The sequence below is a fragment of the Burkholderia sp. Bmkn7 genome, assembly GCF_041103175.1.
GTDB lineage: Bacteria > Pseudomonadota > Gammaproteobacteria > Burkholderiales > Burkholderiaceae > Burkholderia > Burkholderia cepacia.
In genome coordinates, this window is record NZ_JBGCUH010000001.1 from 1,274,968 (window position 1) to 1,297,813 (window position 22,846).

General features: G+C 63.3%; 15 protein-coding genes, 2 tRNA genes, 3 rRNA genes and 1 pseudogene. 6 read left to right on the plus strand and 15 right to left on the minus strand.

Going from position 1 to position 22,846, the window contains the following annotated elements; all coding sequences use genetic code 11:
* Nucleotides 1-66: 66 nt before the first annotated feature.
* Together AB3K92_RS05695 and AB3K92_RS05700 are read right to left on the minus strand one after the other, a co-directional pair.
* Entirely contained in the window at nucleotides 67-1,404 is a 1,338-nt protein-coding gene (locus AB3K92_RS05695; protein WP_369464615.1) for an NAD(P)-dependent oxidoreductase, read from the minus strand.
* A gap of 130 nt (nucleotides 1,405-1,534) precedes the next feature.
* Complete coding sequence (locus AB3K92_RS05700; protein WP_321899305.1) at nucleotides 1,535-2,815, minus strand: Zn-dependent hydrolase; 1,281 nt, start codon at nucleotides 2,813-2,815, stop codon at nucleotides 1,535-1,537.
* 356 nt (nucleotides 2,816-3,171) lie between these two features.
* Here AB3K92_RS05700 and AB3K92_RS05705 point away from each other — a divergent pair, with 356 nt between their 5' ends.
* Nucleotides 3,172-3,864, plus strand: coding sequence for a TetR/AcrR family transcriptional regulator (locus AB3K92_RS05705; protein WP_059484387.1), 693 nt, complete (start codon nucleotides 3,172-3,174; stop codon nucleotides 3,862-3,864).
* A 142-nt stretch (nucleotides 3,865-4,006) separates the two neighbouring features.
* Here the strand turns inward: AB3K92_RS05705 and AB3K92_RS05710 are convergent, their stop codons facing one another.
* The 3 genes from AB3K92_RS05710 to AB3K92_RS05720 are packed head-to-tail and all read right to left on the minus strand — an operon-like array spanning nucleotide 4,007 to nucleotide 7,673.
* Entirely contained in the window at nucleotides 4,007-5,197 is a 1,191-nt protein-coding gene (locus tag AB3K92_RS05710; RefSeq protein WP_021156774.1) for an acetyl-CoA C-acetyltransferase, read from the minus strand.
* An 18-nt stretch (nucleotides 5,198-5,215) separates the two neighbouring features.
* The gene (locus AB3K92_RS05715) at nucleotides 5,216-5,983 is read right to left on the minus strand and encodes a 3-hydroxyacyl-CoA dehydrogenase (RefSeq protein WP_048029023.1); all 768 of its coding nucleotides are present in this window, start codon (nucleotides 5,981-5,983) and stop codon (nucleotides 5,216-5,218) included.
* A gap of 22 nt (nucleotides 5,984-6,005) precedes the next feature.
* Entirely contained in the window at nucleotides 6,006-7,673 is a 1,668-nt protein-coding gene (locus tag AB3K92_RS05720; RefSeq protein ID WP_369464616.1) for an acyl-CoA synthetase, read from the minus strand.
* A 144-nt stretch (nucleotides 7,674-7,817) separates the two neighbouring features.
* On the opposite strand from AB3K92_RS05720, the gene AB3K92_RS05725 reads away from it, so the two are divergent.
* Both AB3K92_RS05725 and AB3K92_RS05730 read left to right on the plus strand, forming a co-directional pair.
* Entirely contained in the window at nucleotides 7,818-8,837 is a 1,020-nt protein-coding gene (locus AB3K92_RS05725) for an AraC family transcriptional regulator (RefSeq protein WP_042972887.1), read from the plus strand.
* Nucleotides 8,838-8,988: 151 nt separating this feature from the next.
* Nucleotides 8,989-10,242 carry an SMI1/KNR4 family protein gene (locus AB3K92_RS05730; RefSeq protein WP_369464617.1) on the plus strand — a complete coding sequence of 418 codons (1,254 nt, stop codon included), beginning with the start codon at nucleotides 8,989-8,991 and terminating at the stop codon, nucleotides 10,240-10,242.
* 12 nt (nucleotides 10,243-10,254) lie between these two features.
* On the opposite strand, the gene AB3K92_RS05735 is transcribed toward AB3K92_RS05730, so the two are convergent.
* The 5 genes and pseudogenes from AB3K92_RS05735 to AB3K92_RS05755 form a co-directional block, all read right to left on the minus strand.
* Nucleotides 10,255-11,010, minus strand: coding sequence for a cytosine permease (locus tag AB3K92_RS05735; protein ID WP_369464619.1), 756 nt, complete (start codon nucleotides 11,008-11,010; stop codon nucleotides 10,255-10,257).
* 166 nt (nucleotides 11,011-11,176) lie between these two features.
* Nucleotides 11,177-11,659: pseudogene (locus AB3K92_RS05740) on the minus strand (cytosine permease); the annotation flags it as partial.
* Between the two features lie 299 nt (nucleotides 11,660-11,958).
* On the minus strand, nucleotides 11,959-13,350 hold the full coding sequence (locus tag AB3K92_RS05745) for an aspartate aminotransferase family protein (RefSeq protein WP_369464620.1): 1,392 nt from the start codon (nucleotides 13,348-13,350) through the stop codon (nucleotides 11,959-11,961).
* A gap of 80 nt (nucleotides 13,351-13,430) precedes the next feature.
* Nucleotides 13,431-14,936, minus strand: a complete 1,506-nt coding sequence (locus tag AB3K92_RS05750) for an aldehyde dehydrogenase (protein WP_369464621.1) — start codon at nucleotides 14,934-14,936, stop codon at nucleotides 13,431-13,433.
* A complete protein-coding gene (locus tag AB3K92_RS05755; protein ID WP_369464623.1) occupies nucleotides 14,933-15,310 on the minus strand; it encodes a hypothetical protein in 378 nt (125 codons plus the stop codon). The genes AB3K92_RS05750 and AB3K92_RS05755 overlap by 4 nt, the downstream gene beginning before the upstream one ends.
* A gap of 11 nt (nucleotides 15,311-15,321) precedes the next feature.
* On the opposite strand from AB3K92_RS05755, the gene AB3K92_RS05760 reads away from it, so the two are divergent.
* The 3 genes from AB3K92_RS05760 to AB3K92_RS05770 all read left to right on the plus strand — a co-directional run bounded on the left by AB3K92_RS05760 (nucleotide 15,322) and on the right by AB3K92_RS05770 (nucleotide 16,959).
* Nucleotides 15,322-15,921 (plus strand): hypothetical protein, encoded by a 600-nt coding sequence (locus tag AB3K92_RS05760; protein WP_059623754.1) that lies wholly within the window; start codon nucleotides 15,322-15,324, stop codon nucleotides 15,919-15,921.
* 89 nt (nucleotides 15,922-16,010) lie between these two features.
* Nucleotides 16,011-16,382 carry a nuclear transport factor 2 family protein gene (locus AB3K92_RS05765; protein ID WP_059484378.1) on the plus strand — a complete coding sequence of 124 codons (372 nt, stop codon included), beginning with the start codon at nucleotides 16,011-16,013 and terminating at the stop codon, nucleotides 16,380-16,382.
* A 112-nt stretch (nucleotides 16,383-16,494) separates the two neighbouring features.
* Nucleotides 16,495-16,959, plus strand: coding sequence for a GNAT family N-acetyltransferase (locus tag AB3K92_RS05770; protein ID WP_369464624.1), 465 nt, complete (start codon nucleotides 16,495-16,497; stop codon nucleotides 16,957-16,959).
* Between the two features lie 255 nt (nucleotides 16,960-17,214).
* On the opposite strand, the gene rrf is transcribed toward AB3K92_RS05770, so the two are convergent.
* From rrf to AB3K92_RS05795, 5 genes are all read right to left on the minus strand, one after another.
* A 5S ribosomal RNA gene (rrf, locus tag AB3K92_RS05775) occupies nucleotides 17,215-17,327 on the minus strand.
* Between the two features lie 153 nt (nucleotides 17,328-17,480).
* Nucleotides 17,481-20,361, minus strand: a 23S ribosomal RNA gene (locus AB3K92_RS05780).
* 278 nt (nucleotides 20,362-20,639) lie between these two features.
* Nucleotides 20,640-20,715: transfer RNA gene (locus AB3K92_RS05785), tRNA-Ala, on the minus strand.
* Nucleotides 20,716-20,755: 40 nt separating this feature from the next.
* Nucleotides 20,756-20,832: transfer RNA gene (locus AB3K92_RS05790), tRNA-Ile, on the minus strand.
* Nucleotides 20,833-20,895: 63 nt separating this feature from the next.
* Nucleotides 20,896-22,428 (minus strand): 16S ribosomal RNA (locus AB3K92_RS05795).
* The 16S, 23S and 5S rRNA genes sit together here with 2 tRNA genes alongside, the layout of an rRNA operon.
* Between the last annotated feature and the right edge of the window lie 418 nt (nucleotides 22,429-22,846).

Consider the following 22,846-nt stretch of genomic DNA (forward strand, 5'->3'; position numbering starts at 1 on the left):
GGCTCCGTGAGAATGGGGTCGTGTTCGTTGTGCTCGTGGTGGTGGTATGCGACGCGCGCGGTGCGCTCACGCGGCCTTCGCGTCGCGTTGCGCGAGCGCCGCGTCGATCGACGCTGCCGCGCGCTTGCCGTCCTGCACGGCCTGCACCGTGAGGTCGATGCCGCCCGTCGCCGCGCAGTCGCCGCCGGCCCACACGTCGGGCCATGCGGTGCGCCCGTCCGCATCCACCGCGATACGCGTGGCGTCCGCGGTCAGCAGCGCGGCTGCGATACCGTCCGGCACCAGCGTCTGGCCGATCGCCTTCAGCACCATGTCCGCGTCGACGGTGAAACGCTCGCCCGATGCCGCCTCGAACTCGACGCCCGTCACCTGCCCGTTCGCGCCCGCCATGCGCACGGGCTTCGCGTGCGTGACGAGCGTGACGCCGCTCTTCTGCGCGAATTCGCGCTCGGCCCACGTCGCGCTCATCGCGTCCACGCCACGCCGGTACACCATCGTCACGCGATCGGCGCCGAGCTTGCGGCTTTGCACCGCCGCATCGATGGCCGTGTTGCCGCCGCCGATCACGACCACGCGCCGCCCGACCGGCACGTTCTCCAGCGCGTCGGCCTGCCGTACCTGCTCGATGAAGTCGACTGCGTTCATCACGCCGTCCAGTTGTTCGCCGTCGATCGCGAGCGCGCGCACGCCGGCGAGGCCCATCGCGAGAAACACCGCATCGTGCTGCTCGCGCAGCGCGTCCAGCGTGATGTCGCGGCCAAGCGCGACGCCGGTCTGCAGCGTGATGCCGCCCACCGACAGCAGCCACTCGACTTCACGTTGCGCGAAATCGTCGACGGTCTTGTACGCGGCGATTCCGTATTCGTTGAGACCGCCGGCCTTCGGGCGTGCGTCGAACAGCGTAACGCGATGCCCGGCGATCGCGAGCCGGTGCGCACACGCGAGCCCGGCCGGCCCCGCACCGACCACCGCGACGTGGCGGCCCGTGTCGGGCGCGCGCGTGAAGCGCACCGCGCCGGTCGCCATCGCCCAGTCGGTCGCATGCCGCTGCAGCGCGCCGATCGCAACGGGCTGCGCATCCTGATGATTGCGCACGCATGCGCCTTCGCACAGGATCTCGGTCGGGCACACGCGTGCGCACATCCCGCCGAGCGGATTCGCCGACAGGATGTCGGTCGCGGCGCCCTTCAGGTTGCCGTTGCCGATCTTGCGGATGAAGCTCGGGATGTCGATCTGCGTCGGACACGCCTGCACGCACGGCGCGTCGTAGCAGTAGTGGCAGCGGCTGGCGGCGGCCGCTGCCGCAGTCGGATCGAGCAGCGGCGCGATATCGGCGAATTCGCACGAGAGTTGCGTGGACGACAGGCGATGCGCGGCGATATCGCCGGTTGGCTTGGTGGTCATACGCGTTCCTTCGACTGGGTGGAGACAAAACCGTCCCCGCCGGCTGCGAATGCACAGTCGGGGCGGTCATCATTATCAGGAATGCTACGGTCAGGCGGTACGCAGCCTGCCGGCTGCTACGGCCCTTGCGTCATGAAGCCGGCTCGCATGCGCGCGACAGCATCGCGTGCAGCAGCACGTTCGCGCCGGCCTCGATCCATGCGGGCGTCGCGTCCTCGATCTCGTTGTGGCTGATCCCGTCGACACACGGCACGAACACCATCGACGTCGGCGCGACCTGGGCGAGATAGCACGCATCGTGCCCCGCGCCAGACACGATGTCGCGATGCGAGTAGCCGAAGCGATCGGCCGCACTGCGCACCGCTTCCACGCAGGCGGAATCGAACGCGACCGGCTTGTAATAGAAAATCTGCTCGAGCTGGGTCTCGAGCCCGATGTCGGCCGCGATGCGCGCCACACCGTCGCGCAATGCAGCATCCATCTTCGCGAGCACCGCGTCGTCCGGATGACGGAAATCGACGGTGAAGAACACGCGTCCGGGAATCACGTTGCGCGAGTTCGGGTAGACCTGCATCATGCCGACCGTCGCGCAGCCGAACGGCGCATGATCGAGGCCGATCCGGTTCACCAGATCGACCACGCGCGACGCACCGAGCAACGCATCGCGCCGGCGCGGCATCGGCGTCGGCCCCGCATGCGCTTCCTGGCCGGTGAACGTGATCTCGTACCAGCGCTGCCCCTGCGCGTCGGTGACGACGCCGATCGTCTTGCACTCCGCCTCGAGTATCGGCCCCTGCTCGATATGCAGCTCGAACGCCGCGTGCAGCTTGCGCCCGCCGCACGGCACGTCGCCCGCGTAGCCGATGCGCGCCAGTTCCTCGCCGATCGTCTTGCCGTCCACGTCCTTGCGCGACAGCCCGTATTCGAGCGGGAAGACGCCCGCGAATACGCCGGATGCGACCATCGCGGGCGCGAAGCGCGAGCCTTCCTCGTTGGTCCAGATCACGACCTCGACCGGATGCTCGGTCTCGATGCCGTGATCGTTGAGACTGCGAATGACCTCGAGGCCGCCGAGCACGCCGTAGATGCCGTCGAAGCGGCCGCCCGTCGGCTGCGAATCCGCGTGCGAGCCGGTAACGACCGGCGCCGCATCGGCCACGCGGCCCGCGCGGCGCATGAACACGTTGCCCATCGTATCGACCGTCACCGTGCAGCCGGCGGCCTTCGCCCAGCCGACGATCAGGTCGCGGCCGGCCTTGTCCAGATCGGTCAGCGCGAGCCGGCACACGCCGCCCTTCGGCGTCGCGCCGATCTTCGCGACTTCCATCAGGCTGTCCCACAACCGCTTGCCGTCGACCTTGATCGACGTGTCGAAAGCTGCCCGCTTCACTGTTTCCGATACCGCGTTCATTCGTATCGCTCCTGTGGGGTCGGTGATGTCGTCAGCCCGGTCTGTGCCGGTGCGTGCAATACCTGTTTCGGGGCAATCCCGCCCATGCGCGGTGCATGTCCCGGTCGTGTGCGAAGTTCGTCCGACGAATCGCCGGAACTGCCTTCCGCCGCTCGTCAAATCCTGTCCGATTGGACAGGTTTTAGACGATCAAAATGACCAAAGCAACGTCTTTCTTTCGTGGATCGATAGAGCGAGAAACGTGCCATCGCAACGCAGCATCGCTGTGGATGCGCCGTTTCCGCATGCGTGCGTTCGACGCGGATCAGCGGCTAGAATGAAGCCCAACGCGGCATGCCCGCCGCGCGAGGGTAACGATGAGACATGACGAGGCGGCAGCCGAAGCGACCGACAGCGACGAAACGTCCGCGCCTTTGCGGCGACGCAAGGCACACATCCGCGAGTCCAACGAAGCGCATCTGCTCGCATGTGCAGAGGCCGTGTTCGCGGAACGCGGGCTCGACGGCGCGAGCACCGCGATGATCGCGGAGCGCGCGGGCCTGCCGAAAGCCAACCTGCATTACTACTTCCCGACGAAGCTCGCGCTGTACCGCCGCGTGCTCGACGACCTGTTCGAGGACTGGCACCGCGCGGCCGGCACGTTCGAGGCCGGCGACGATCCAGTGGAAGCGATCGGCGGCTACGTGCGCGCGAAGATGGATCTGTCGCGACGGCGCCCGCTCGGCTCGAAGGTCTGGGCCAACGAGATCATCCACGGTGCCGCGCACATGCAGGACATCTTGTCGGAACGCGTGAAGCCCTGGTTCGACACGCGCGTGAAGGTGATCGAAGGCTGGATCGCGCGCGGGCTGCTCGCGCCGATCGATGCGAATGCGTTGATGTACCTGATCTGGGCGACCACGCAGCACTATGCGGATTTCGATGCGCAGATCCGCGCGCTGAGCGGCAAGCGTGCGTTCACGCAGAAGGCATTCGCCGAGACGACCGAGCAGGTCGTGCAGCTCGTGATTCGCGCATGCGGCGCGGTGTCGCCGCACGCGAAGGCATAGCGCAACGCGAATCGCCATTCACTGAAAACGAAGCGGCCGAAGGTCAACGCGCAGAGACGGCCTGCGCGATGCCCTTCGCCCGTAGCGCGATACGGTCAGCGTGCCGTATCGCGCGTGTGCGTCGTTACGTGCGTGCTACGCGTCAAGCGACCCGCTCGATCGCGATGGCCGTCGCCTCGCCGCCGCCGATGCACAGCGATGCGATGCCGCGCTTCAGGCCATGCGTCTCGAGCGCGGCCAGCAGCGTCACCATCACGCGCGCACCCGACGCACCGATCGGATGGCCGAGCGCACACGCGCCGCCGTGCACGTTGACCTTCTCGTGCGGCAGGTCGAGATCGCGCATCGCGGCCATCGGTACCACCGCGAACGCTTCGTTGATCTCGAACAGGTCGACGTCGCGCAGGTTCCAGCCGGTTTTCTCCGACAGCTTGCGCAGTGCGCCGATCGGCGCGGTCGCAAACAGGCCCGGCTTGTCCGCGTAGGTCGAATGCCCGACGATCACGGCCTTCGGCGTGAGGCCCAGGCGCTCGGCTTCCGAGCGGCGCATCATCACGAGCGCGGCAGCGCCGTCCGAGATCGACGACGCATTGGCGGCCGTCACCGTGCCGCCTTCGCGGAACGCCGGCTTCAGCGTCGGGATCTTGTCGAGTTTCGCCTTGCCCGGCTGTTCGTCGATCGACACGACGGTTTCGGACTTGCCGGCCTTCACGGTCACCGGCGCGATCTCCGACACGAAATGCCCTTCGGCGATCGCGCGTTGCGCGCGCGTCAGCGACGCGATCGCGAACGCATCCTGTGCGTCGCGCGTGAACTGGTACGCCTGCGCACAGTCCTCCGCGAACGTGCCCATCAGGCGGCCCTTCTCGTACGCGTCCTCGAGCCCGTCGAGGAACATGTGATCGAGCACCTGCCCGTGGCCCATCCGCATCCCCGCGCGCGCCTTCGGCAGCAGGTACGGCGCGTTCGTCATGCTCTCCATCCCGCCCGCGACGGCGACACCCGCCGAACCCGCCAGCAACAGGTCGTGCGCGAACATCGCGGCCTTCATTCCCGAGCCGCACATCTTGTTGACCGTGGTCGCGCCTGCCCCGAGCGGCAGTCCGGCCTTCAGCGCGGCCTGCCGCGCCGGTGCCTGGCCCTGGCCCGCCGGCAGCACGCAGCCGAACACGATTTCATCGATACGCTCGGCCGGCACGTTCGCGCGCTCGAGCGCCGCGCGAATCGCCACCGCACCGAGGTCGCTCGCGCTGGCTGCCGCCAGATCGCCCTGAAAACCACCCATCGGCGTACGCGCCGTGCCAACGATTACGATCGGATCCTGAGTCGTCATGATTCGCTTCCTCCAGTGTCAGCGCGGTGCCATGCGCAACGCGCCATCGAGACGGATGACTTCGCCGTTCAGCATCGTGTTTTCGGCGATGTGGCGCACCAGCGCCGCAAATTCTTCCGGGCGGCCGAGCCGCGGCGGGAACGGCACGCTCTTGCCGAGCGCGTCCTGCACGTCCTGCGGCATGCCGGCCATCATCGGCGTCGCGAAGATGCCCGGCGCGACCGTCACCACGCGAATGCCGAACCGCGCGAGCTCGCGCGCGATCGGCAGCGTCATGCCCACGACACCGCTCTTCGATGCCGCATACGCAGCCTGCCCGATCTGCCCGTCGAACGCCGCGACCGATGCGGTGTTGACGATCACGCCGCGCTCGCCTTCCGCATCGGCGTCCTGCTTCGACATCGCTTCGGCGGCCAGCCGGATCATGTTGAACGTTCCGACCAGATTGATCGACACCGCGCGCGCGAAGCGGTCGAGCGAATGCGGGCCCTCGCGGCCCACCACCTTCTCGCCCGGCGCGACGCCCGCGCAGTTGACGAGCGCGTCGATGCGGCCGAACGCGTCACGCGCGGCGGCAACGGCCGCCTGGCCGTCGGCTTCGCTCGTCACGTCGGTCTTCACGAAGCGTGCAGCCTCGCCGAGCGCGTGCGCGAGGCCCGCACCGGCCTCTTCGTTGACGTCCAGCAGCACGGCCTTGCCGCCTTCCGCGACCACCATGCGCGCCACCGCGGCGCCGAGGCCCGACCCGGCGCCCGTGATCAGAAAAACGCGATCCTTGATATTCATTCGCAATCCGTACAGTGTGTGTTCAGGGTTGAGCGATCTTGTCGGCTTCCATCTTGCGCAACACGAAGCGCTGGATCTTGCCGCTCGGGGTTTTGGGCAGCGCATCGACGAAGTCGATCGCGCGGGGATAGGCGTGAGCGGACAGCCGCCGCTTCACGTGCTGGCTCAGTTCCTCGGCCAGTGCCGGCGTGCTGTCGAAGTCGTTCGACAGCACGACGAACGCCTTGACGATCTCCGTGCGCTCCGCATCGGGTACGCCGATGACGGCGGCCTCGCTTACGGCCGGATGCTCGATCAGCGCGCTTTCCACGTCGAACGGGCCGATCCGGTAGCCGGACGACGTGATCACGTCGTCCGCACGGCCGATGAAGCTCACGGTGCCGTCCGGCTCGAGCTCGACGTTGTCGCCGGTCCGGTAATAGCCGCCCGCGATCGCCGGCGTGTCCTGCTGCCAGTAGCCGTGGAACCACAGCAGCGGCGAGCGCGCGATGTCGATTGCGAGGTTGCCGGGCTCGCCGGGGCCGAGTTCGCGGCTCGCTTCGTCGAGCACCGCGACGCGGTAGCCGGGCATCGCGAAGCCGGCCGAACCGGCGTGGACGGCATGCGCGAGGCCGTGGTGGTTGTTCACGACCATCCCGAGTTCAGTCTGGCCGTAGTGATCGTAGATCGGCACGCCGAGCGCCGCGTCGAACCAGCGCACGACTTCCGGATTCAACGGCTCCCCCGCACTGCTGACCACGCGCAGCTTGCCCTTCAGCCGCGCCGCCGCTTCCGTCCCGGCCGCCATCAGCATTCGGAACGCAGTCGGCGAGCCGGCGAGGCTCGTGATCCCGAGCCGTTCGATCACGTCGTACGTGCTGTCGACCGTGAAGCTGCCCTCGTAGAGCGTCGTCGCGTGGCCGAGCATCAGCGGGCCCGTGATCGCGTAATAGAGCCCGTATGCCCAGCCCGGATCGGCGATGTTCCAGAACCGGTCGCCCGCACGTAGGTCGACCGCTTCGCGCATGTACGCGCTGAACGCGAGCAGCGCGCGCAGCGGCACCGGCACGCCCTTCGGCAAACCCGTCGTGCCCGACGTCGACATCATCATGAACAGGTCCGACCCCTTGCGCAGCACCGGTTCGAACGAGTCGGACCGCGCATCGAGCGCCGCACGGAAATCGATGTCGTTTTCCGGCAGCGTCTCGCCCGGCTCGCGTACCGTCGCAACGGCCGGGCAAGCGGCGATCTCGTCGAACTTCGCGCGATTCGCGACGTTGGTCACGACCAGGCGCGCGTCGCTCATGCGCAGCCGGTGCTCGATCGCCTTCGGGCCGAACGCGGTGAACAGCGGCTGGTAGACGGCGCCCGCGCGCCACGTGCCGAGGATCGTCGCGACGAGTTCGGGCGTGCGCGGCAACAGGCCCGCCACCACGTCGCCCGGCTTCACGCCCTGCGCAACCAGCAGGTTCGCAACGCGTGCCGACAGCGCCTTCATCTGCGCAAACGTGTAGCGGCGGTGCTGCCCGCCGGCGTCGATCCAGTCGAGCGCGATCGCGTCCGCGGACGCGTGCCGGTCGCAGCATTCCACGCACGCGTTCAGGCCGCGCTCCAGGTCGCCGTGCAATTGCTGCGCGGCGGTCTCGATACTGAATCGGGCCACGGCGTCGGCGTAGGCCGGCACCGCCCGGGCGGTAGCTCCATCAGGCATGCGTGTCTCCTGTGCGTTATGGCCCCCGGCGAGCCAGGGGCGCGACGGGGATAGCTCGATAGTAGACAGCCCGCACATTGCAATCAATGACAAACAGAATCTAGAATCGTGATCGCTTTTGCCATGTCGGGAGGATGCAGGAAAATGGGGCCGCAGATGATTTCGCCGGATTTCGTCGACGACGCGCTCGCGTGCCTGCGCCGGCAACGCATCGCGACGGCGCCCGTGCTGCGCGCCGCCGGCCTGCCGGCCGCCGTGCGCGAGCCCGTCACGCCGCAGCAGTACGGCAGGCTGTGGCTTGCGATCGCCGGCACCCTCGACGACGAATTCTTCGGGCTCGCCGCGCGCCCGATGCGGCACGGCAGCTTCACGCTGCTGTGCCACGCGGTGCTGCACGCCGGCACGCTCGACAAGGCGCTGCGGCGCGCGCTGCAGTTCCTGCGCGTGGTGCTGGACGAGCCGCACGGCGAGCTCGTCGTGGCCGACGGGCAGGCGCAGATCGTGCTGACGCAGACGGGCGCGCCCTACCCGGCGTTCGCGTACCGGACGTTCTGGTTGATCCTCCTGGGCGTCGCATGCTGGCTGATCGGCCGGCGCATCCCGCTGCAACGCATCGACTTCGCGTGCCCGAGCCCCGACCAGCGCAGCGACTATCACCAGTTCTTCGGTGTACCCGTGCATTTCGACCGGCCCGACAGCCGGCTCGCATTCAACGCCGCCTACCTCGCACTGCCGACGATCCGCTCCGAGCAGGCGCTGAGGACCTTCCTGCGCGGCGCGCCCGGCAACCTGCTCGTGCGCTACCGGCACGATACGGGCTGGGTCGCGAAAACGCGCGCGCAGCTGAAGATGCTGCCGGCCGCCGAGTGGCCCGACTTCGATACGCTGGCCGTGCGCGTCGGCACGACGCCCGCGACGCTGCGGCGGCGTCTGCGCAGCGAAGGACAAAGCTTCGCGGCAATCAAGGACGAGTTGCGCGGCGCGCTCGCCCAGTCGCTGCTGCGCGGGCACACGCTCAGCGTCGCGGAGATCGCGGTCGAGCTCGGCTTCACCGAGCCGAGCGCATTTCATCGCGCGTTCCGGAAATGGACGGGCACGAGCCCCGGCGCGTTCCGTCGGGACGTGCATGCGGCCGAGGCGGAACCGGGAAGTGCGAGCGGATGATGCGGCAGGCGGCCGTTGACAGGCGTGCAGGGCCGACATGGAAACACTCACTCGACGCTGATACGATGCTGCCAGCCGGCTGCCGTTCGTTGTCGATGGTTGTCGGCAAGCGACGGCGAAGACACGACCCACCACTACCGCTCCCGCTCCGATGCAAGCCACCGACTTTTCCGACACTGAACTGGCCGACCTGCGCGCGCACGGCATCGTGCTGTTTGCCGACCGCGTGATCTTCGACGCTCAGCCGCCGATGCCGGCCGACCAGATCGCGGCCGTGCAGGCCCGCTGTCACGGCGACCTTCCGCCCGCCCTGCTCGAGCTGTGGCGCACGACGGCCGGCGGCAGCCTCGACTACGACCTGACGCTGGAGATGAACGGACACATCGAAGCCATCAGCTGGGGGGAGCTGTTCTACAACGGCAGCAACGGCTACCGCGACCTGGTAGGCTGGATCGACCACGAACTCGAACTGGCCGAGGAAGCCGCCGACGAGCATTCACGCCCGTGGAGCGGCAGGCTCGACGTGTTGCCGTTCGGCGGATTCGAGTACTGCGACCGCATCTACGTCGTGACGGACCCCGATGCGAAGGATCGCGGCCACGTGCTCGCGTGGAAACAGGGGCTGCCGCCCGCGTGGCGCGGCGCGATGCACGAGGACGGCCTCGCGACGGTCGCGCCGGACCTGTACGCGGCATTCGGCGCCCTGCAGCTCAATGCGGACCCGCTGGAGCCCGGCGGCGAAAATGGCACCGGCGCGACATTGCTCGACTATATCGACGAACGCCAGACCGAGCATGGCCTGTCGGCATCGCTGGGAGACAAGGTGATCGCGTTCTATCGCCGGGCCGTGATCGACTGGCGCACACCGTTCGCCGACGGCACGCTCGCCGCCCAACCGGCGCTCGCGCGCCACGCGTTGCGACATGCGATCGACCACGACGACGCCGCGCTCACCGTGCAACTCGTACCGCTCATCGCGAATCTCGGCGCGGCACTCGCCGGCAGCTCGAACCCGACCGACTATGCGCTGCGGCGAAAGAAATTTGTCGCTGCGAGCGCATTGCTCGAATCCGGCGCACCGGTCGCGCCGGATTCGCTGGCGTCCGTGTCCGGCACGGTGCCGCCCGCGCTGATTCGCGCGCTGCTCGACGCAGGCGTGCAGCCGGATGCCGACGCGATGGCGCGCTGCGTCGCCGCCGGCAGCACTGACAGCGCGCGCCTGATCGGCGCCGCACTGTCGGCCCGAGGCGTCGATGCGGCGTCTGCCTGCCGTTCGGCGATCGCGATGCTGCTGCACGAACTCGAGACCGACATCGCCCGGGTCCGCGCCGGCAAGCTCCGCCACCATCTCGGCCTCGACGGGCTCGAAGCCCACGCCAAGCGCCTCCGGACATTCAGGCCGTGACGTGACGCGCACTCAGCGGGAAACGCCGTCGACGCTGGCGATATCCCGCAGCGGCCGCGAGAACAGCTTGCAGCCTGCGTAGTAGACGAGCGACGTCAATGACAAACCGACGATCCACGACACGTCCGCACCGCCGAGCCGGCTCGCCAGTTCGCCGGTATAGAGATCGGTCGCCATGAACGGTGCCTGCGCGACGATGCCGATGAAATACGAGCCGACGGCGATCGTGTTGAAGCGTCCGTAGATACCGCCGTCCTGCCGGAAGAACGAATCGACGTCGTACTCGCCGTGACAGACGAGGTAGTAGTCGACGAGGTTGATCGCGGTCCACGGCACGAGCACGTAAAGCAGCAGCAGGATGAAGTTCGTGTAGCCGGCGAGGAAATTGTCCTGCCCGAACAACGCGATCGCGAGCGCAATCGCGCACAGGACGATCGCGGTGATCGCCCGCGCACGCGCCTTGCCCGACCACGACGGAAAGAGCGTCTGCAGCACTGTGATGGCCGACAGCGCGCCGCAATACAGCTCCATCGCATTACTGGCCGCGATGCCGAACGACAGCACGACGATCACGAGTACGCTGATCCCTTGCGTGAGGCCCGTGAGGCCGCTCACGACATTGCCGTCGGGCGTCGCAAGGCCCACCAGGCAGCCGAGCAGCATCGGGAAGAACGAGCCGAGCACGCAGCCCCAGTAACTCGACCAGAACGCCGTGCGCGGCCCGGTGTCGGGCGGCAGGTAGCGCGAATAGTCCAACGGAAGGCGCATAAGCGATCTGCCACAGCGCGGCGACCGACATCGCGCCGAGGAAGCCGGACAGGTTCAGCGAATGCTTCGAGAAGGTATCGGCGGGCAATCCGTGCACGAAAATGATCCATGCGAACGCCAGCACGAGTACGCTGCCCGAACACCAGCTCAGCAGCCGCGCATACGCGTGGATCAGCTTGTAGCCGTAGATCGACCCGAGCAGGCTGATCAGGCCGATCGCCACGACGCCCGCATCGAGCGGAATGCCGGCGCCGAGGCTGTGCAGCGCCTGCCCGCCGAACACGCAGTTCGATGCGAAGAAGCCGACGTACATCACGACGACCAGCCCGACCACGAGCAGCGCGCCGAACGACCCGAACTGCCCGCGAGTCTGGATCATCTGCGGCACGCCAAGCTGCGGCCCCTGCGCGGAATGCAGCGCCATGAAGACCGCGCCGATCAGGCTGCCGACGAGCGTGGCGAGCGCCGCCCACCAGAACGGCTGCTTGAACACCGTGGTCGCGAGCGACCCCGTGACGATCGTCAGCATCATGATGTTCGATCCGAACCAGATCGTGAACAGGTCCTTCGCGCTGCCGTGGCGCTCGGTCAGCGGAATCGGCTGGATGGTGCTTTCCTCGAGATGAGCAATGGACTCGCCCTGACTCATTTCGTCTCCTTGTTTATGTTGTGGTGTTCGCGGGTTCGGCGGCTGGAGGGTGACCCGGAATGCCTGGCGCACGTGAAGCGCGGGTCCTGCAATGAACCCTTTATTCTCATTTGCATTCCTGATCAATAGGTGGTCGATAACGCATCGCTTTACATGACTGCCGCCTGCGTCACTCCACTCTCAACGTGTCGGCCAGCCGCTCCTGTGGATGAGCGAATCCGGCCGGCCTCCGACGCGGAGCCCGTGGTTCGGTGCGCTTCCGCCCGTCTGTTGCCCGACGGAAGCGCGTCGCTCGACGGTCAGCAGTCGATCCCGAGCACTTCCCGCGCGGTGGCATCCACGGCCTTGCGCATCGTGTCGACCAGTTCATCGATTTGCGCGTGATCGATCACCAGCGGCGGCGCAACGATCAGGCGGCCATTCGTCGAACGCACGATCGCGCCGAGTTCGAACCCGACCGTCCGGCTGTGCCAGGTCAGGTCCGCCTCGTTCGCAAAGCGCTCGCGCGTCGCCTTGTCCTTCGCGAACTGGATCGCGCCGACCGCGCCCACGCCCTGGATCTCGCCGACGAGCGGATGGCCGTCGAATGCCTCGCGCAGCGCCTTCTGCAGATACGGCCCCGTGTCCGTCTTCGTCCGTTCGACGAGGCCTTCGCGCTCGAGCACGTCGAGGTTGGCCAGCGCGACGGCGGCCGCGACCGGGTGCCCCGAATAGGTCAGCCCGTGCGCATAGACGCCGCCCTTGTCGACCAGCGCATCGCCCACGCGCCGGCTCATGATCAGCCCACCCATCGGCACGTAACCCGAGGTCAGCCCCTTCGCCACGCAGATCAGGTCAGGTTCGAAGCCGAAATGGCGATGCGCGAACCACTCGCCGGTACGGCCGAAGCCGCCGATCACTTCGTCCGCGCAGAGCAGCACGTCGTATTGACGGCAGATGCGCTCGATCTTCTGCCAGTAGCCGTCCGGCGGAAAGATCATCCCGCCCGCCCCCTGGAACGGCTCCGCGACGAACGCGGCGACACGGTCCGCGCCGATCTCGAGAATCTTGCGCTCGAGCGACAGCGCCGCCTGTTTGCCGAATGCCTCGGGGCTCAGGTCGCCGCCATTCGCGTACCAGTACGGTTCGTCAACGTGCGTGATGTTCGGAATCGGCAGGTCGCCCATTTCGTGCATGAATGCCATGCCGCCCAGCGACGCGCTGCCCACCGTCGAGCCGTGATAGCCGTTCACGCGGCCGATCAGCACCTTCTTCGCGGGCTTGCCCATCACGTCCCAGAACCGCCGTACGGTGCGAATCAGCGCCTCATTCGATTCGGATCCCGAATTGGTATACACCACGTGACTGAAGCGATCGCCGAGCAGCGCGAACAGACGCTCCGACAGTTCGATCACCGATGGGTGCGTGGTGTGAAAGAACATGTTGTAGTAGGACAGTTCCTTCATCTGCCGCGCGGCGGCGTCGATCAGCTCCGGCCGACCATAGCCGACGTTGGTGCACCAGAGCCCGGACATGCCGTCCAGGTAGCGGTTGCCGTCGTTATCCCATAGATGGACACCTTCGCCGCGTACCATCACGCGCGCGCCTTCCTCGTTCAGCGCCTTCTGGTCGACGAACGCATGCAGGTGATGCGCGGCGTCACTGCGTTGATAGTCCTGCGTCGTACGATGCGGAAAGTTGGGCGCATTCATGGGCGAGTCTCCGGTTCGTTGTGTGGATAAAGGCGTTGTCGTGTTGCGTGGCGCGGCCGCTCGCGGCCCGCCGCGTCGAATCAGTAACTGATCCAGGTCGTCTTGAGGCCCGTGTACTTGTCGATCGCATGCAGCGAAAGATCGCGGCCGAAGCCGGACTGGCGGAACCCGCCGAACGGCGTCTGCGCGCTCAGCGCATCGACCGTGTTGACGGACACCGTGCCGGCGCGCAGCCGGCCCGACACACGGTGTGCGCGTGACAGGCTGCCGGTCCAGACCGACGCGGCAAGGCCATAGATCGAGTCGTTCGCGAGCCGGATGGCCTCGTCCTCGGTGTCGAATGCCATCACCGACAACACCGGCCCGAAGATCTCCTCGCGCGCGATGGCGTCGTCAGGCTTCACGTCGATGAAGATCGTCGGCTCGATGAAGTAACCCTTGCCGTTGACGCGCGGCGCGCCTCCGCCGATCGCGAGCGTCGCGCTGTCGCGGCCGCGTGCGATCCACTCGCGCACGCGCCGATGCTGCTGCTCGTCGACGATGGCCCCCATGCCGCTCGCCGGATCGAGCGGATCGCCCGGCATGAACGCGGCGGCATGCGCAATCAGGCGGTCGACGAACGCATCGTGAATCGAACGCTGGACCAGCAGCCGCGAGTTCGCGGAACACACCTCGCCCTGGTTGAAGAAGATGCCGAAGCACGCCTTGCGCGCGGCAAGATCGAGATCGTCCGTATCGTCGAAGACCAGGTTCGGGCTCTTGCCGCCGCACTCGAGCCACACCTGCTTCATGTTCGACTGTGCGGCGTACTCGAGGAATTTCTTGCCGACGGCCGTCGAGCCCGTGAATGCGAGCACGTCGACGTCGGGATGCAGCCCGAGCGCCCGCCCCGCGGTTTCGCCATAGCCCGGCACGACGTTCAGCACACCCGGCGGCAGGCCGGCCTCGAGCGCCAGCTCGGCGAGACGCAATGCGGACAGCGGCGATTGTTCCGCCGGCTTCAGCACGACGCTGTTGCCGGCCGCCAGCGCCGGCGCCACTTTCCACGCGACCATGTCGAGCGGGAAATTCCACGGCACCACCGCGCCGACAACGCCGAGCGGTTCGCGCGTGACGACCGCGAGGTTGCCGGGGTCGGTCGACGCAACTTCGCCGTGCAACTTGTCGACGGCTTCGCCGTACCAGCTGAACAGCCCTCCTGCGGCCGGCACGTCGATGCTGAACGCGTCCGCCACGCGCTTGCCCATGTTGAGCGAGTCGAGCAGCGCGAGCTCCGCACCGTACGATGCAATGAGCTCGCCGAGCCGGCAGAGCACACGCTTGCGCTCCGCCGGTGCGCAGCGCGACCAGACGCCGGATTCGAACGCGTGACGCGCGGCCCGCACCGCATCGTCGACGTCCGCGGTATCGCACGACGCAACTGCCGCGATGACGGCCTCGGTAGCCGGATTGATTGCGGCAAACGTCCGGCCGCTTCGGGCCGGCACGCTGCGGCCGCCGATATGCGCGAGCGTTCTCGGCTCGACTTGCGCCGCGAGACGTCTCCAGTCCGCGTGCTGATGGTTTTCTGCTGAAGTTGGGTTCATTCAAGACTCCGTTTTGACGACCAGGCGTTTGTGCGTTGTTCTCCGCCTGAACTCGACCCGACGAACGACGCCAGCGGGCGCAACCGATGCTCATGACCGCCGTGAATCGCTGCAGTCGTCCGGTCGACAAACTGTCGATCATCAAAAAGCGATTTGAAAGAACAGTTTTTCTTCTCATTGAAGAGGTTATTTCTATTCATCCTGCGCGCGTGCAGTGGGTTTTCCTGCCACGGCACGATCCCGGTGCCGTTTGTTTGCGCGCGATCTCGTCGGCTTTCCGGTGCGATGCAACGTGACACCCGGTGCGACGCCGGGCCGGCACGACATTGCGCCAGGGCCCGTCCGACCACATACTGGCCGGACGGTGCGAACAAGGATGCATTCGATGGGGAATGTCGATCAGGGTGCCGCTTCGATCTTTGGCGTCATCGGAACGGCCGTGTCGTTGCTGGCGGCGATTCCGTACGCGCTCGCGATCTACCGGCGCACCGTTCGTCCGCATCTGTTCACATGGCTCGTGTGGTCGGTCGTCACGGCGATCGCGGCTGCCGGCCAGTTCGTCGCGGGGGCCGGGCCGTCCGCATGGTGCACGGCGGCGATTGCGGTGACATGCTTTCTGACGCTGGTCGCGAGCATGTTTCGCGGCGAACGCGGCTGGACGCGCGTCGACTGGTTTTTCCTGGTCGCGGCCCTGTCGGCCATTCCGCTTTGGATGCTGACTGACGATCCGACGATTTCCGTCTGTCTGGTGACGCTGATCGAGCTTGCCGGCCTCGGCCCCACCGTCCGCAAGACGATCCGCGATCCGTGGAGCGAGAGCCTCGCGTATTTCGCGCTGTGCGTGCTCAAGTACGCGTTGGCACTGCTGGCATTGAGCACGTGGAGTATCGCGGTCGCGTTCTATCCGGCCGTCAACGTCGTTGCGTCGATCGGCATCTGCGTGGTGATGCTGGTCCGGCGTCAATCGTTGTCGGCCACGCGGTAAGCGGCATCAGTCAGTGCGGTATGTTGCCTGCTGTCGTGGCTCGTTATGCACGGAACCACAAACCTTCAGAGACGATGCGAGGCCCGGAAATGGATGCAATCCGTACAGTCATCGAACCCAGCGAAGCCGCGCTTCGCGCCGCGATGCTGGCCAACGATGTCGAAGCACTCGAAGCGTTGCTCGACGACGACCTGGTGTTCACCGTTCCGACCGGCCAGGTCATCTCGAAGGAAGACGACCTGGCCGCGCATCGCGAGAATCTGCTGCGTCTCGACACGCTCGAGGTGCAAGAAACGCGCGCCTGCGCGATCGGCGAGATGATCCTGACCACAACGAAAGCGACGCTCGCCGGCCATTTCGACGGCACGGCATTCGACGGCGTGTTTGCCTATACTCGGCTGTGGCGTCGATCGGATACCGGCTGGCGCGTCGTCGCCGGACACGCATCGCAGGTCATGTAGTCGCGTCGAGTTCGCCTCCCTTCGAGTCGGCAAGCTGCGAATCCGGAGTTGTTTGAGTCGATGCGAGCCGGACGATACCTCGACGAAGGTGTCGACCATGACAGGAGACGAAATGCACAAACCATTTACCGTACGTGCTGCCCGTACCGCGGACGCGGACGAACTCACGCGTCTGGCTCGCATTTCGAAGGCACACTGGGGCTATCCGAAGGACTGGCTCGACTTGTGGCAGGGCGATCTCACGATTGCACCGGAAACGATCGACGGGTCGATTGGTTACGTCGCGGAATCCGCGGAGGCAATCATCGGGTTCTGGGTCAGGGCGTCATCGGAATCGGATCGCCCGACACCCGGATGGCTGTTCGTCCATCCCGACCACATGGGCCGGGGTGTCGCCCGTGCGCTGTGGGAAGCGGTCCGCAAGGAAAGCGCTGTGAGAGGGATCAGGAGCTTTGTGATCGAAGCCGATCCCAATGCGGTTCCGTTCTATCTGACGATCGGGGCTGAAAAAATCGGCGAAAAGGAATCGAGCGTCGTCCCGGGCAGGTTCTTTCCGATCTTGCGGATCACGATCTGACTCGTGAGGCAGAAGGAAGCCGGTATGACCCACCGTGCCGCACTTGGGGAAGAGGTTCCAAGGGACATGGAGTGAAATGGGGAACGCGTCGGGAGCGTTCGGTGGCGCAGAACGACCGATCGCTCGAGAACGGATGGCGCCTGAACGCATTCTGCGCCCGGTTGCCGCCATGCCACCGACCCCGATCACTCACGCATTTCCATCGCCGAAATGCAAAAACCCCCGCCTTTCGGGCGGGGGTTTCTGGCTTAGGGAGCCTGACGATTACCTACTTTCACACGGGAATCCGCACTATCATCGGCGTAGAGTCGTTTCACGGTCCTGTTCGGGATGGGAAGGGGTGGGACCGACTCGCTATGGTCATCAGGCAAAGAGGGTTGTTGCGCTGCTTCGCAGCACAACCAATCTTGGAAGAAGCAGTAATTTTGAGTTGTGTGTATCACACACGAGAATCCAACTTGTCGCTTTGGATCGCGGCCAGTGTTTTCACACGGCGCCGATCTACAAGGCAGACTTGTTATAGGATCAAGCCTTACGGGCAATTAGTATCAGTTAGCTGAACGCATTACTGCGCTTACACACCTGACCTATCAACGTCCTGGTCTCGAACGACCCTTCAAGGGGATCTAGTCCCCAGGGATATCTCATCTTAAGGCGAGTTTCCCGCTTAGATGCTTTCAGCGGTTATCTCTTCCGAACATAGCTACCCGGCGATGCCACTGGCGTGACAACCGGTACACCAGAGGTTCGTCCACTCCGGTCCTCTCGTACTAGGAGCAGCCCCCTTCAAATATCCAACGCCCACGGCAGATAGGGACCAAACTGTCTCACGACGTTTTAAACCCAGCTCACGTACCTCTTTAAATGGCGAACAGCCATACCCTTGGGACCGGCTACAGCCCCAGGATGAGATGAGCCGACATCGAGGTGCCAAACACCGCCGTCGATATGAACTCTTGGGCGGTATCAGCCTGTTATCCCCAGAGTACCTTTTATCCGTTGAGCGATGGCCCTTCCATACAGAACCACCGGATCACTATGACCTGCTTTCGCACCTGCTCGACTTGTCGGTCTCGCAGTTAAGCACGCTTATGCCATTGCACTATCAGCACGATTTCCGACCGTACCTAGCGTACCTTCGTACTCCTCCGTTACGCTTTGGGAGGAGACCGCCCCAGTCAAACTGCCTACCATGCACTGTCCCCGACCCGGATCACGGGCCAAGGTTAGAACCTCAAACAAACCAGGGTGGTATTTCAAGGACGGCTCCACCGAAACTAGCGTTCCGGTTTCATAGCCTCCCACCTATCCTACACAGATCGGTTCAAAGTCCAATGCAAAGCTACAGTAAAGGTTCATGGGGTCTTTCCGTCTAGCCGCGGGTAGATTGCATCATCACAAACACTTCAACTTCGCTGAGTCTCGGGAGGAGACAGTGTGGCCATCGTTACGCCATTCGTGCAGGTCGGAACTTACCCGACAAGGAATTTCGCTACCTTAGGACCGTTATAGTTACGGCCGCCGTTTACCGGGACTTCAATCAAGAGCTTGCACCCCATCATTTAATCTTCCGGCACCGGGCAGGCGTCACACCCTATACGTCCACTTTCGTGTTTGCAGAGTGCTGTGTTTTTATTAAACAGTCGCAGCCACCAGTTTATTGCAACCCCTTCACCCTCCTGGCGCAGGCCAGTCAAGCTACAAGGGCGTACCTTATCCCGAAGTTACGGTACCAATTTGCCGAGTTCCTTCTCCCGAGTTCTCTCAAGCGCCTTAGAATACTCATCTCGCCCACCTGTGTCGGTTTGCGGTACGGTCATCGTTAGACTGAAGCTTAGAGGCTTTTCTTGGAACCACTTCCAATTGCTTCGCTCCCGAAGGAGCTCGCGCCACACCCTTGAATTCCGCGCCCGGATTTGCCTAAGCGCCTTCTCCAATGCAGCGACCGGGACTTCCAACACCCGGACAACCTTCCGCGATCCGTCCCCCCATCGCATCTAACAATGGTGCAGGAATATTGACCTGCTTCCCATCAGCTACGCATTTCTGCCTCGCCTTAGGGGCCGACTCACCCTACGCCGATGAACGTTGCGTAGGAAACCTTGGGCTTACGGCGAGGGGGCCTTTCACCCCCTTTATCGCTACTCATGTCAGCATTCGCACTTCCGATACCTCCAGCACCCTTTACAAGGCACCTTCGCAGGCTTACGGAACGCTCTCCTACCATGCGTGCAAGCACGCATCCGCAGCTTCGGTATATAGCTTAGCCCCGTTACATCTTCCGCGCAGGACGACTCGATCAGTGAGCTATTACGCTTTCTTTAAAGGGTGGCTGCTTCTAAGCCAACCTCCTGACTGTTTTAGCCTTCCCACTTCGTTTCCCACTTAGCTATATTTGGGGACCTTAGCTGGCGGTCTGGGTTGTTTCCCTCTTGACACCGGACGTTAGCACCCGATGTCTGTCTCCCGTGATTGCACTCTTCGGTATTCGGAGTTTGCTATGGCGGGGTAATCTGCAATAGACCCCCCAACCATGACAGTGCTCTACCCCCGAAGGTGAGACACGAGGCACTACCTAAATAGTTTTCGGAGAGAACCAGCTATTTCCAGGTTTGTTTAGCCTTTCACCCCTATCCACAGCTCATCCCCTAACTTTTCAACGTTAGTGGGTTCGGACCTCCAGTACGTGTTACCGCACCTTCATCCTGGCCATGGATAGATCACCTGGTTTCGGGTCTACGCCCAGCAACTGAACGCCCTATTCGGACTCGCTTTCGCTACGCCTGCCCTATACGGTTAAGCTTGCTACTGAACGTAAGTCGCTGACCCATTATACAAAAGGTACGCCGTCACCCCTTACGAGGCTCCGACTGTTTGTATGCATGCGGTTTCAGGATCTATTTCACTCCCCTCCCGGGGTTCTTTTCGCCTTTCCCTCACGGTACTGGTTCACTATCGGTCGATCACGAGTATTTAGCCTTGGAGGATGGTCCCCCCATCTTCAGACAGGATTTCACGTGTCCCGCCCTACTTGTCGCACACCTAGTTCTTTCATACTGTTTTCGCCTACAGGGCTATCACCTGCTATGGCCGCACTTTCCAGAGCGTTCGGCTAACAATACAAATAAAGAGTGCAAGGCTCATCCCATTTCGCTCGCCACTACTTTGGGAATCTCGGTTGATTTCTTTTCCTGCGGTTACTTAGATGTTTCAGTTCACCGCGTTCGCTTCGCATGGCCTATGTATTCAGCCATGGATACTCCAAAAGGAGTGGGTTTCCCCATTCGGACATCTACGGATCAAAGCTTGTTTGCCAGCTCCCCGTAGCTTTTCGCAGGCTACCGCGTCCTTCATCGCCTGTGATCGCCAAGGCATCCACCACATGCACTTGTTCGCTTGACCCTATAACGAGTCTGTCTCGTTACAGGTTGAGTTCTCGCGTTGTGCCGTATTCCAATTGAGTCAAACATAGAGTTCGAATCATCTTGAGATACATCGATACAATCACAACCCGGATAACTTCCACGTCCATCTCAAGACGCTTCCGCTATCCAAATTACTTACTTCTTCCAGATTGTTAAAGAACGACAGCCGATACGTACTACGTATCACTCTGACTGGCTCAATCGCCAATGACAAAGACTCGAACAATCGTCATTCGAATGTTTGTCATTGAGGATTGGTGGAGGCAGACGGGATCGAACCGACGACCCCCTGCTTGCAAAGCAGGTGCTCTCCCAGCTGAGCTATGCCCCCATGTACAGAATTCCTCAGGTGTGTACCGCCCACAAGACGGTGGTGGGTCTGGTTGGATTCGAACCAACGACCCCCGCCTTATCAAGACGGTGCTCTAACCGACTGAGCTACAGACCCCTGAGTCTGTCTTTAATTTACAGCCGATAAGCGTGAGCGCTCAACTTCGCGAGATAGCTCTGGAAAGGAGGTGATCCAGCCGCACCTTCCGATACGGCTACCTTGTTACGACTTCACCCCAGTCATGAATCCTACCGTGGTGACCGTCCTCCTTGCGGTTAGACTAGCCACTTCTGGTAAAACCCACTCCCATGGTGTGACGGGCGGTGTGTACAAGACCCGGGAACGTATTCACCGCGGCATGCTGATCCGCGATTACTAGCGATTCCAGCTTCATGCACTCGAGTTGCAGAGTGCAATCCGGACTACGATCGGGTTTCTGGGATTAGCTCCCCCTCGCGGGTTGGCAACCCTCTGTTCCGACCATTGTATGACGTGTGAAGCCCTACCCATAAGGGCCATGAGGACTTGACGTCATCCCCACCTTCCTCCGGTTTGTCACCGGCAGTCTCCTTAGAGTGCTCTTGCGTAGCAACTAAGGACAAGGGTTGCGCTCGTTGCGGGACTTAACCCAACATCTCACGACACGAGCTGACGACAGCCATGCAGCACCTGTGCGCCGGTTCTCTTTCGAGCACTCCCACCTCTCAGCAGGATTCCGACCATGTCAAGGGTAGGTAAGGTTTTTCGCGTTGCATCGAATTAATCCACATCATCCACCGCTTGTGCGGGTCCCCGTCAATTCCTTTGAGTTTTAATCTTGCGACCGTACTCCCCAGGCGGTCAACTTCACGCGTTAGCTACGTTACTAAGGAAATGAATCCCCAACAACTAGTTGACATCGTTTAGGGCGTGGACTACCAGGGTATCTAATCCTGTTTGCTCCCCACGCTTTCGTGCATGAGCGTCAGTATTGGCCCAGGGGGCTGCCTTCGCCATCGGTATTCCTCCACATCTCTACGCATTTCACTGCTACACGTGGAATTCTACCCCCCTCTGCCATACTCTAGCCTGCCAGTCACCAATGCAGTTCCCAGGTTGAGCCCGGGGATTTCACATCGGTCTTAGCAAACCGCCTGCGCACGCTTTACGCCCAGTAATTCCGATTAACGCTTGCACCCTACGTATTACCGCGGCTGCTGGCACGTAGTTAGCCGGTGCTTATTCTTCCGGTACCGTCATCCCCCGACTGTATTAGAGCCAAGGATTTCTTTCCGGACAAAAGTGCTTTACAACCCGAAGGCCTTCTTCACACACGCGGCATTGCTGGATCAGGCTTTCGCCCATTGTCCAAAATTCCCCACTGCTGCCTCCCGTAGGAGTCTGGGCCGTGTCTCAGTCCCAGTGTGGCTGGTCGTCCTCTCAGACCAGCTACTGATCGTCGCCTTGGTAGGCCTTTACCCCACCAACTAGCTAATCAGCCATCGGCCAACCCTATAGCGCGAGGCCCGAAGGTCCCCCGCTTTCATCCGTAGATCGTATGCGGTATTAATCCGGCTTTCGCCGGGCTATCCCCCACTACAGGACATGTTCCGATGTATTACTCACCCGTTCGCCACTCGCCACCAGGTGCAAGCACCCGTGCTGCCGTTCGACTTGCATGTGTAAGGCATGCCGCCAGCGTTCAATCTGAGCCAGGATCAAACTCTTCAGTTTAAACCTGTTACTGTTTTCGGTTCAGTTAAGAACCGGTCGCTCACTCAAAGCTGACAGGAATATGAATCACTTCATAAACCTGACTTACTTTAGTGTGAGACTCTTGATACTTTTGCTATCTGATCCGAGGATCAGCTCGCTTTCATCAAGCGCCCACACTTATCGGCTGTTAATTTTTAAAGAGCAATCTGCGAGGAACTTCGTGTTTCCCAGCAGCGCTGCGTTTTCAGCAGCAGAGAAGCGAGATTATGAACCGTGTTTCGCAGTTCGTCAACAATTTTTTACACTACATCGTTGCGACTGCGGGGTTCAACTTCCAGGCCAGCCGCGCGCCCAAGACTGCAGCACACCGCCAGCTTTGCTTCCCCCTTCCGCGCAGCGTTTCCGTTAGCGCGAAAGAGGCGTGATTCTAAGCACC

Excerpts from the sequence above, each read along its gene's own strand:
- AB3K92_RS05695 (WP_369464615.1), bottom strand. The coding sequence starts at position 1,404 with ATGACCACCAAGCCAACCGGCGATATCGCCGCGCATCGCCTGTCGTCC.
- AB3K92_RS05700 (WP_321899305.1), bottom strand. The coding sequence starts at position 2,815 with ATGAACGCGGTATCGGAAACAGTGAAGCGGGCAGCTTTCGACACGTCG.
- AB3K92_RS05705 (WP_059484387.1), top strand. The coding sequence starts at position 3,172 with ATGAGACATGACGAGGCGGCAGCCGAAGCGACCGACAGCGACGAAACG.
- AB3K92_RS05710 (WP_021156774.1), bottom strand. The coding sequence starts at position 5,197 with ATGACGACTCAGGATCCGATCGTAATCGTTGGCACGGCGCGTACGCCG.
- AB3K92_RS05715 (WP_048029023.1), bottom strand. The coding sequence starts at position 5,983 with ATGAATATCAAGGATCGCGTTTTTCTGATCACGGGCGCCGGGTCGGGC.
- AB3K92_RS05720 (WP_369464616.1), bottom strand. The coding sequence starts at position 7,673 with ATGCCTGATGGAGCTACCGCCCGGGCGGTGCCGGCCTACGCCGACGCC.
- AB3K92_RS05725 (WP_042972887.1), top strand. The coding sequence starts at position 7,818 with ATGGGGCCGCAGATGATTTCGCCGGATTTCGTCGACGACGCGCTCGCG.
- AB3K92_RS05730 (WP_369464617.1), top strand. The coding sequence starts at position 8,989 with ATGCAAGCCACCGACTTTTCCGACACTGAACTGGCCGACCTGCGCGCG.
- AB3K92_RS05735 (WP_369464619.1), bottom strand. The coding sequence starts at position 11,010 with ATGCGCCTTCCGTTGGACTATTCGCGCTACCTGCCGCCCGACACCGGG.
- AB3K92_RS05745 (WP_369464620.1), bottom strand. The coding sequence starts at position 13,350 with ATGAATGCGCCCAACTTTCCGCATCGTACGACGCAGGACTATCAACGC.
- AB3K92_RS05750 (WP_369464621.1), bottom strand. The coding sequence starts at position 14,936 with ATGAACCCAACTTCAGCAGAAAACCATCAGCACGCGGACTGGAGACGT.
- AB3K92_RS05760 (WP_059623754.1), top strand. The coding sequence starts at position 15,322 with ATGGGGAATGTCGATCAGGGTGCCGCTTCGATCTTTGGCGTCATCGGA.
- AB3K92_RS05765 (WP_059484378.1), top strand. The coding sequence starts at position 16,011 with ATGGATGCAATCCGTACAGTCATCGAACCCAGCGAAGCCGCGCTTCGC.
- AB3K92_RS05770 (WP_369464624.1), top strand. The coding sequence starts at position 16,495 with ATGCACAAACCATTTACCGTACGTGCTGCCCGTACCGCGGACGCGGAC.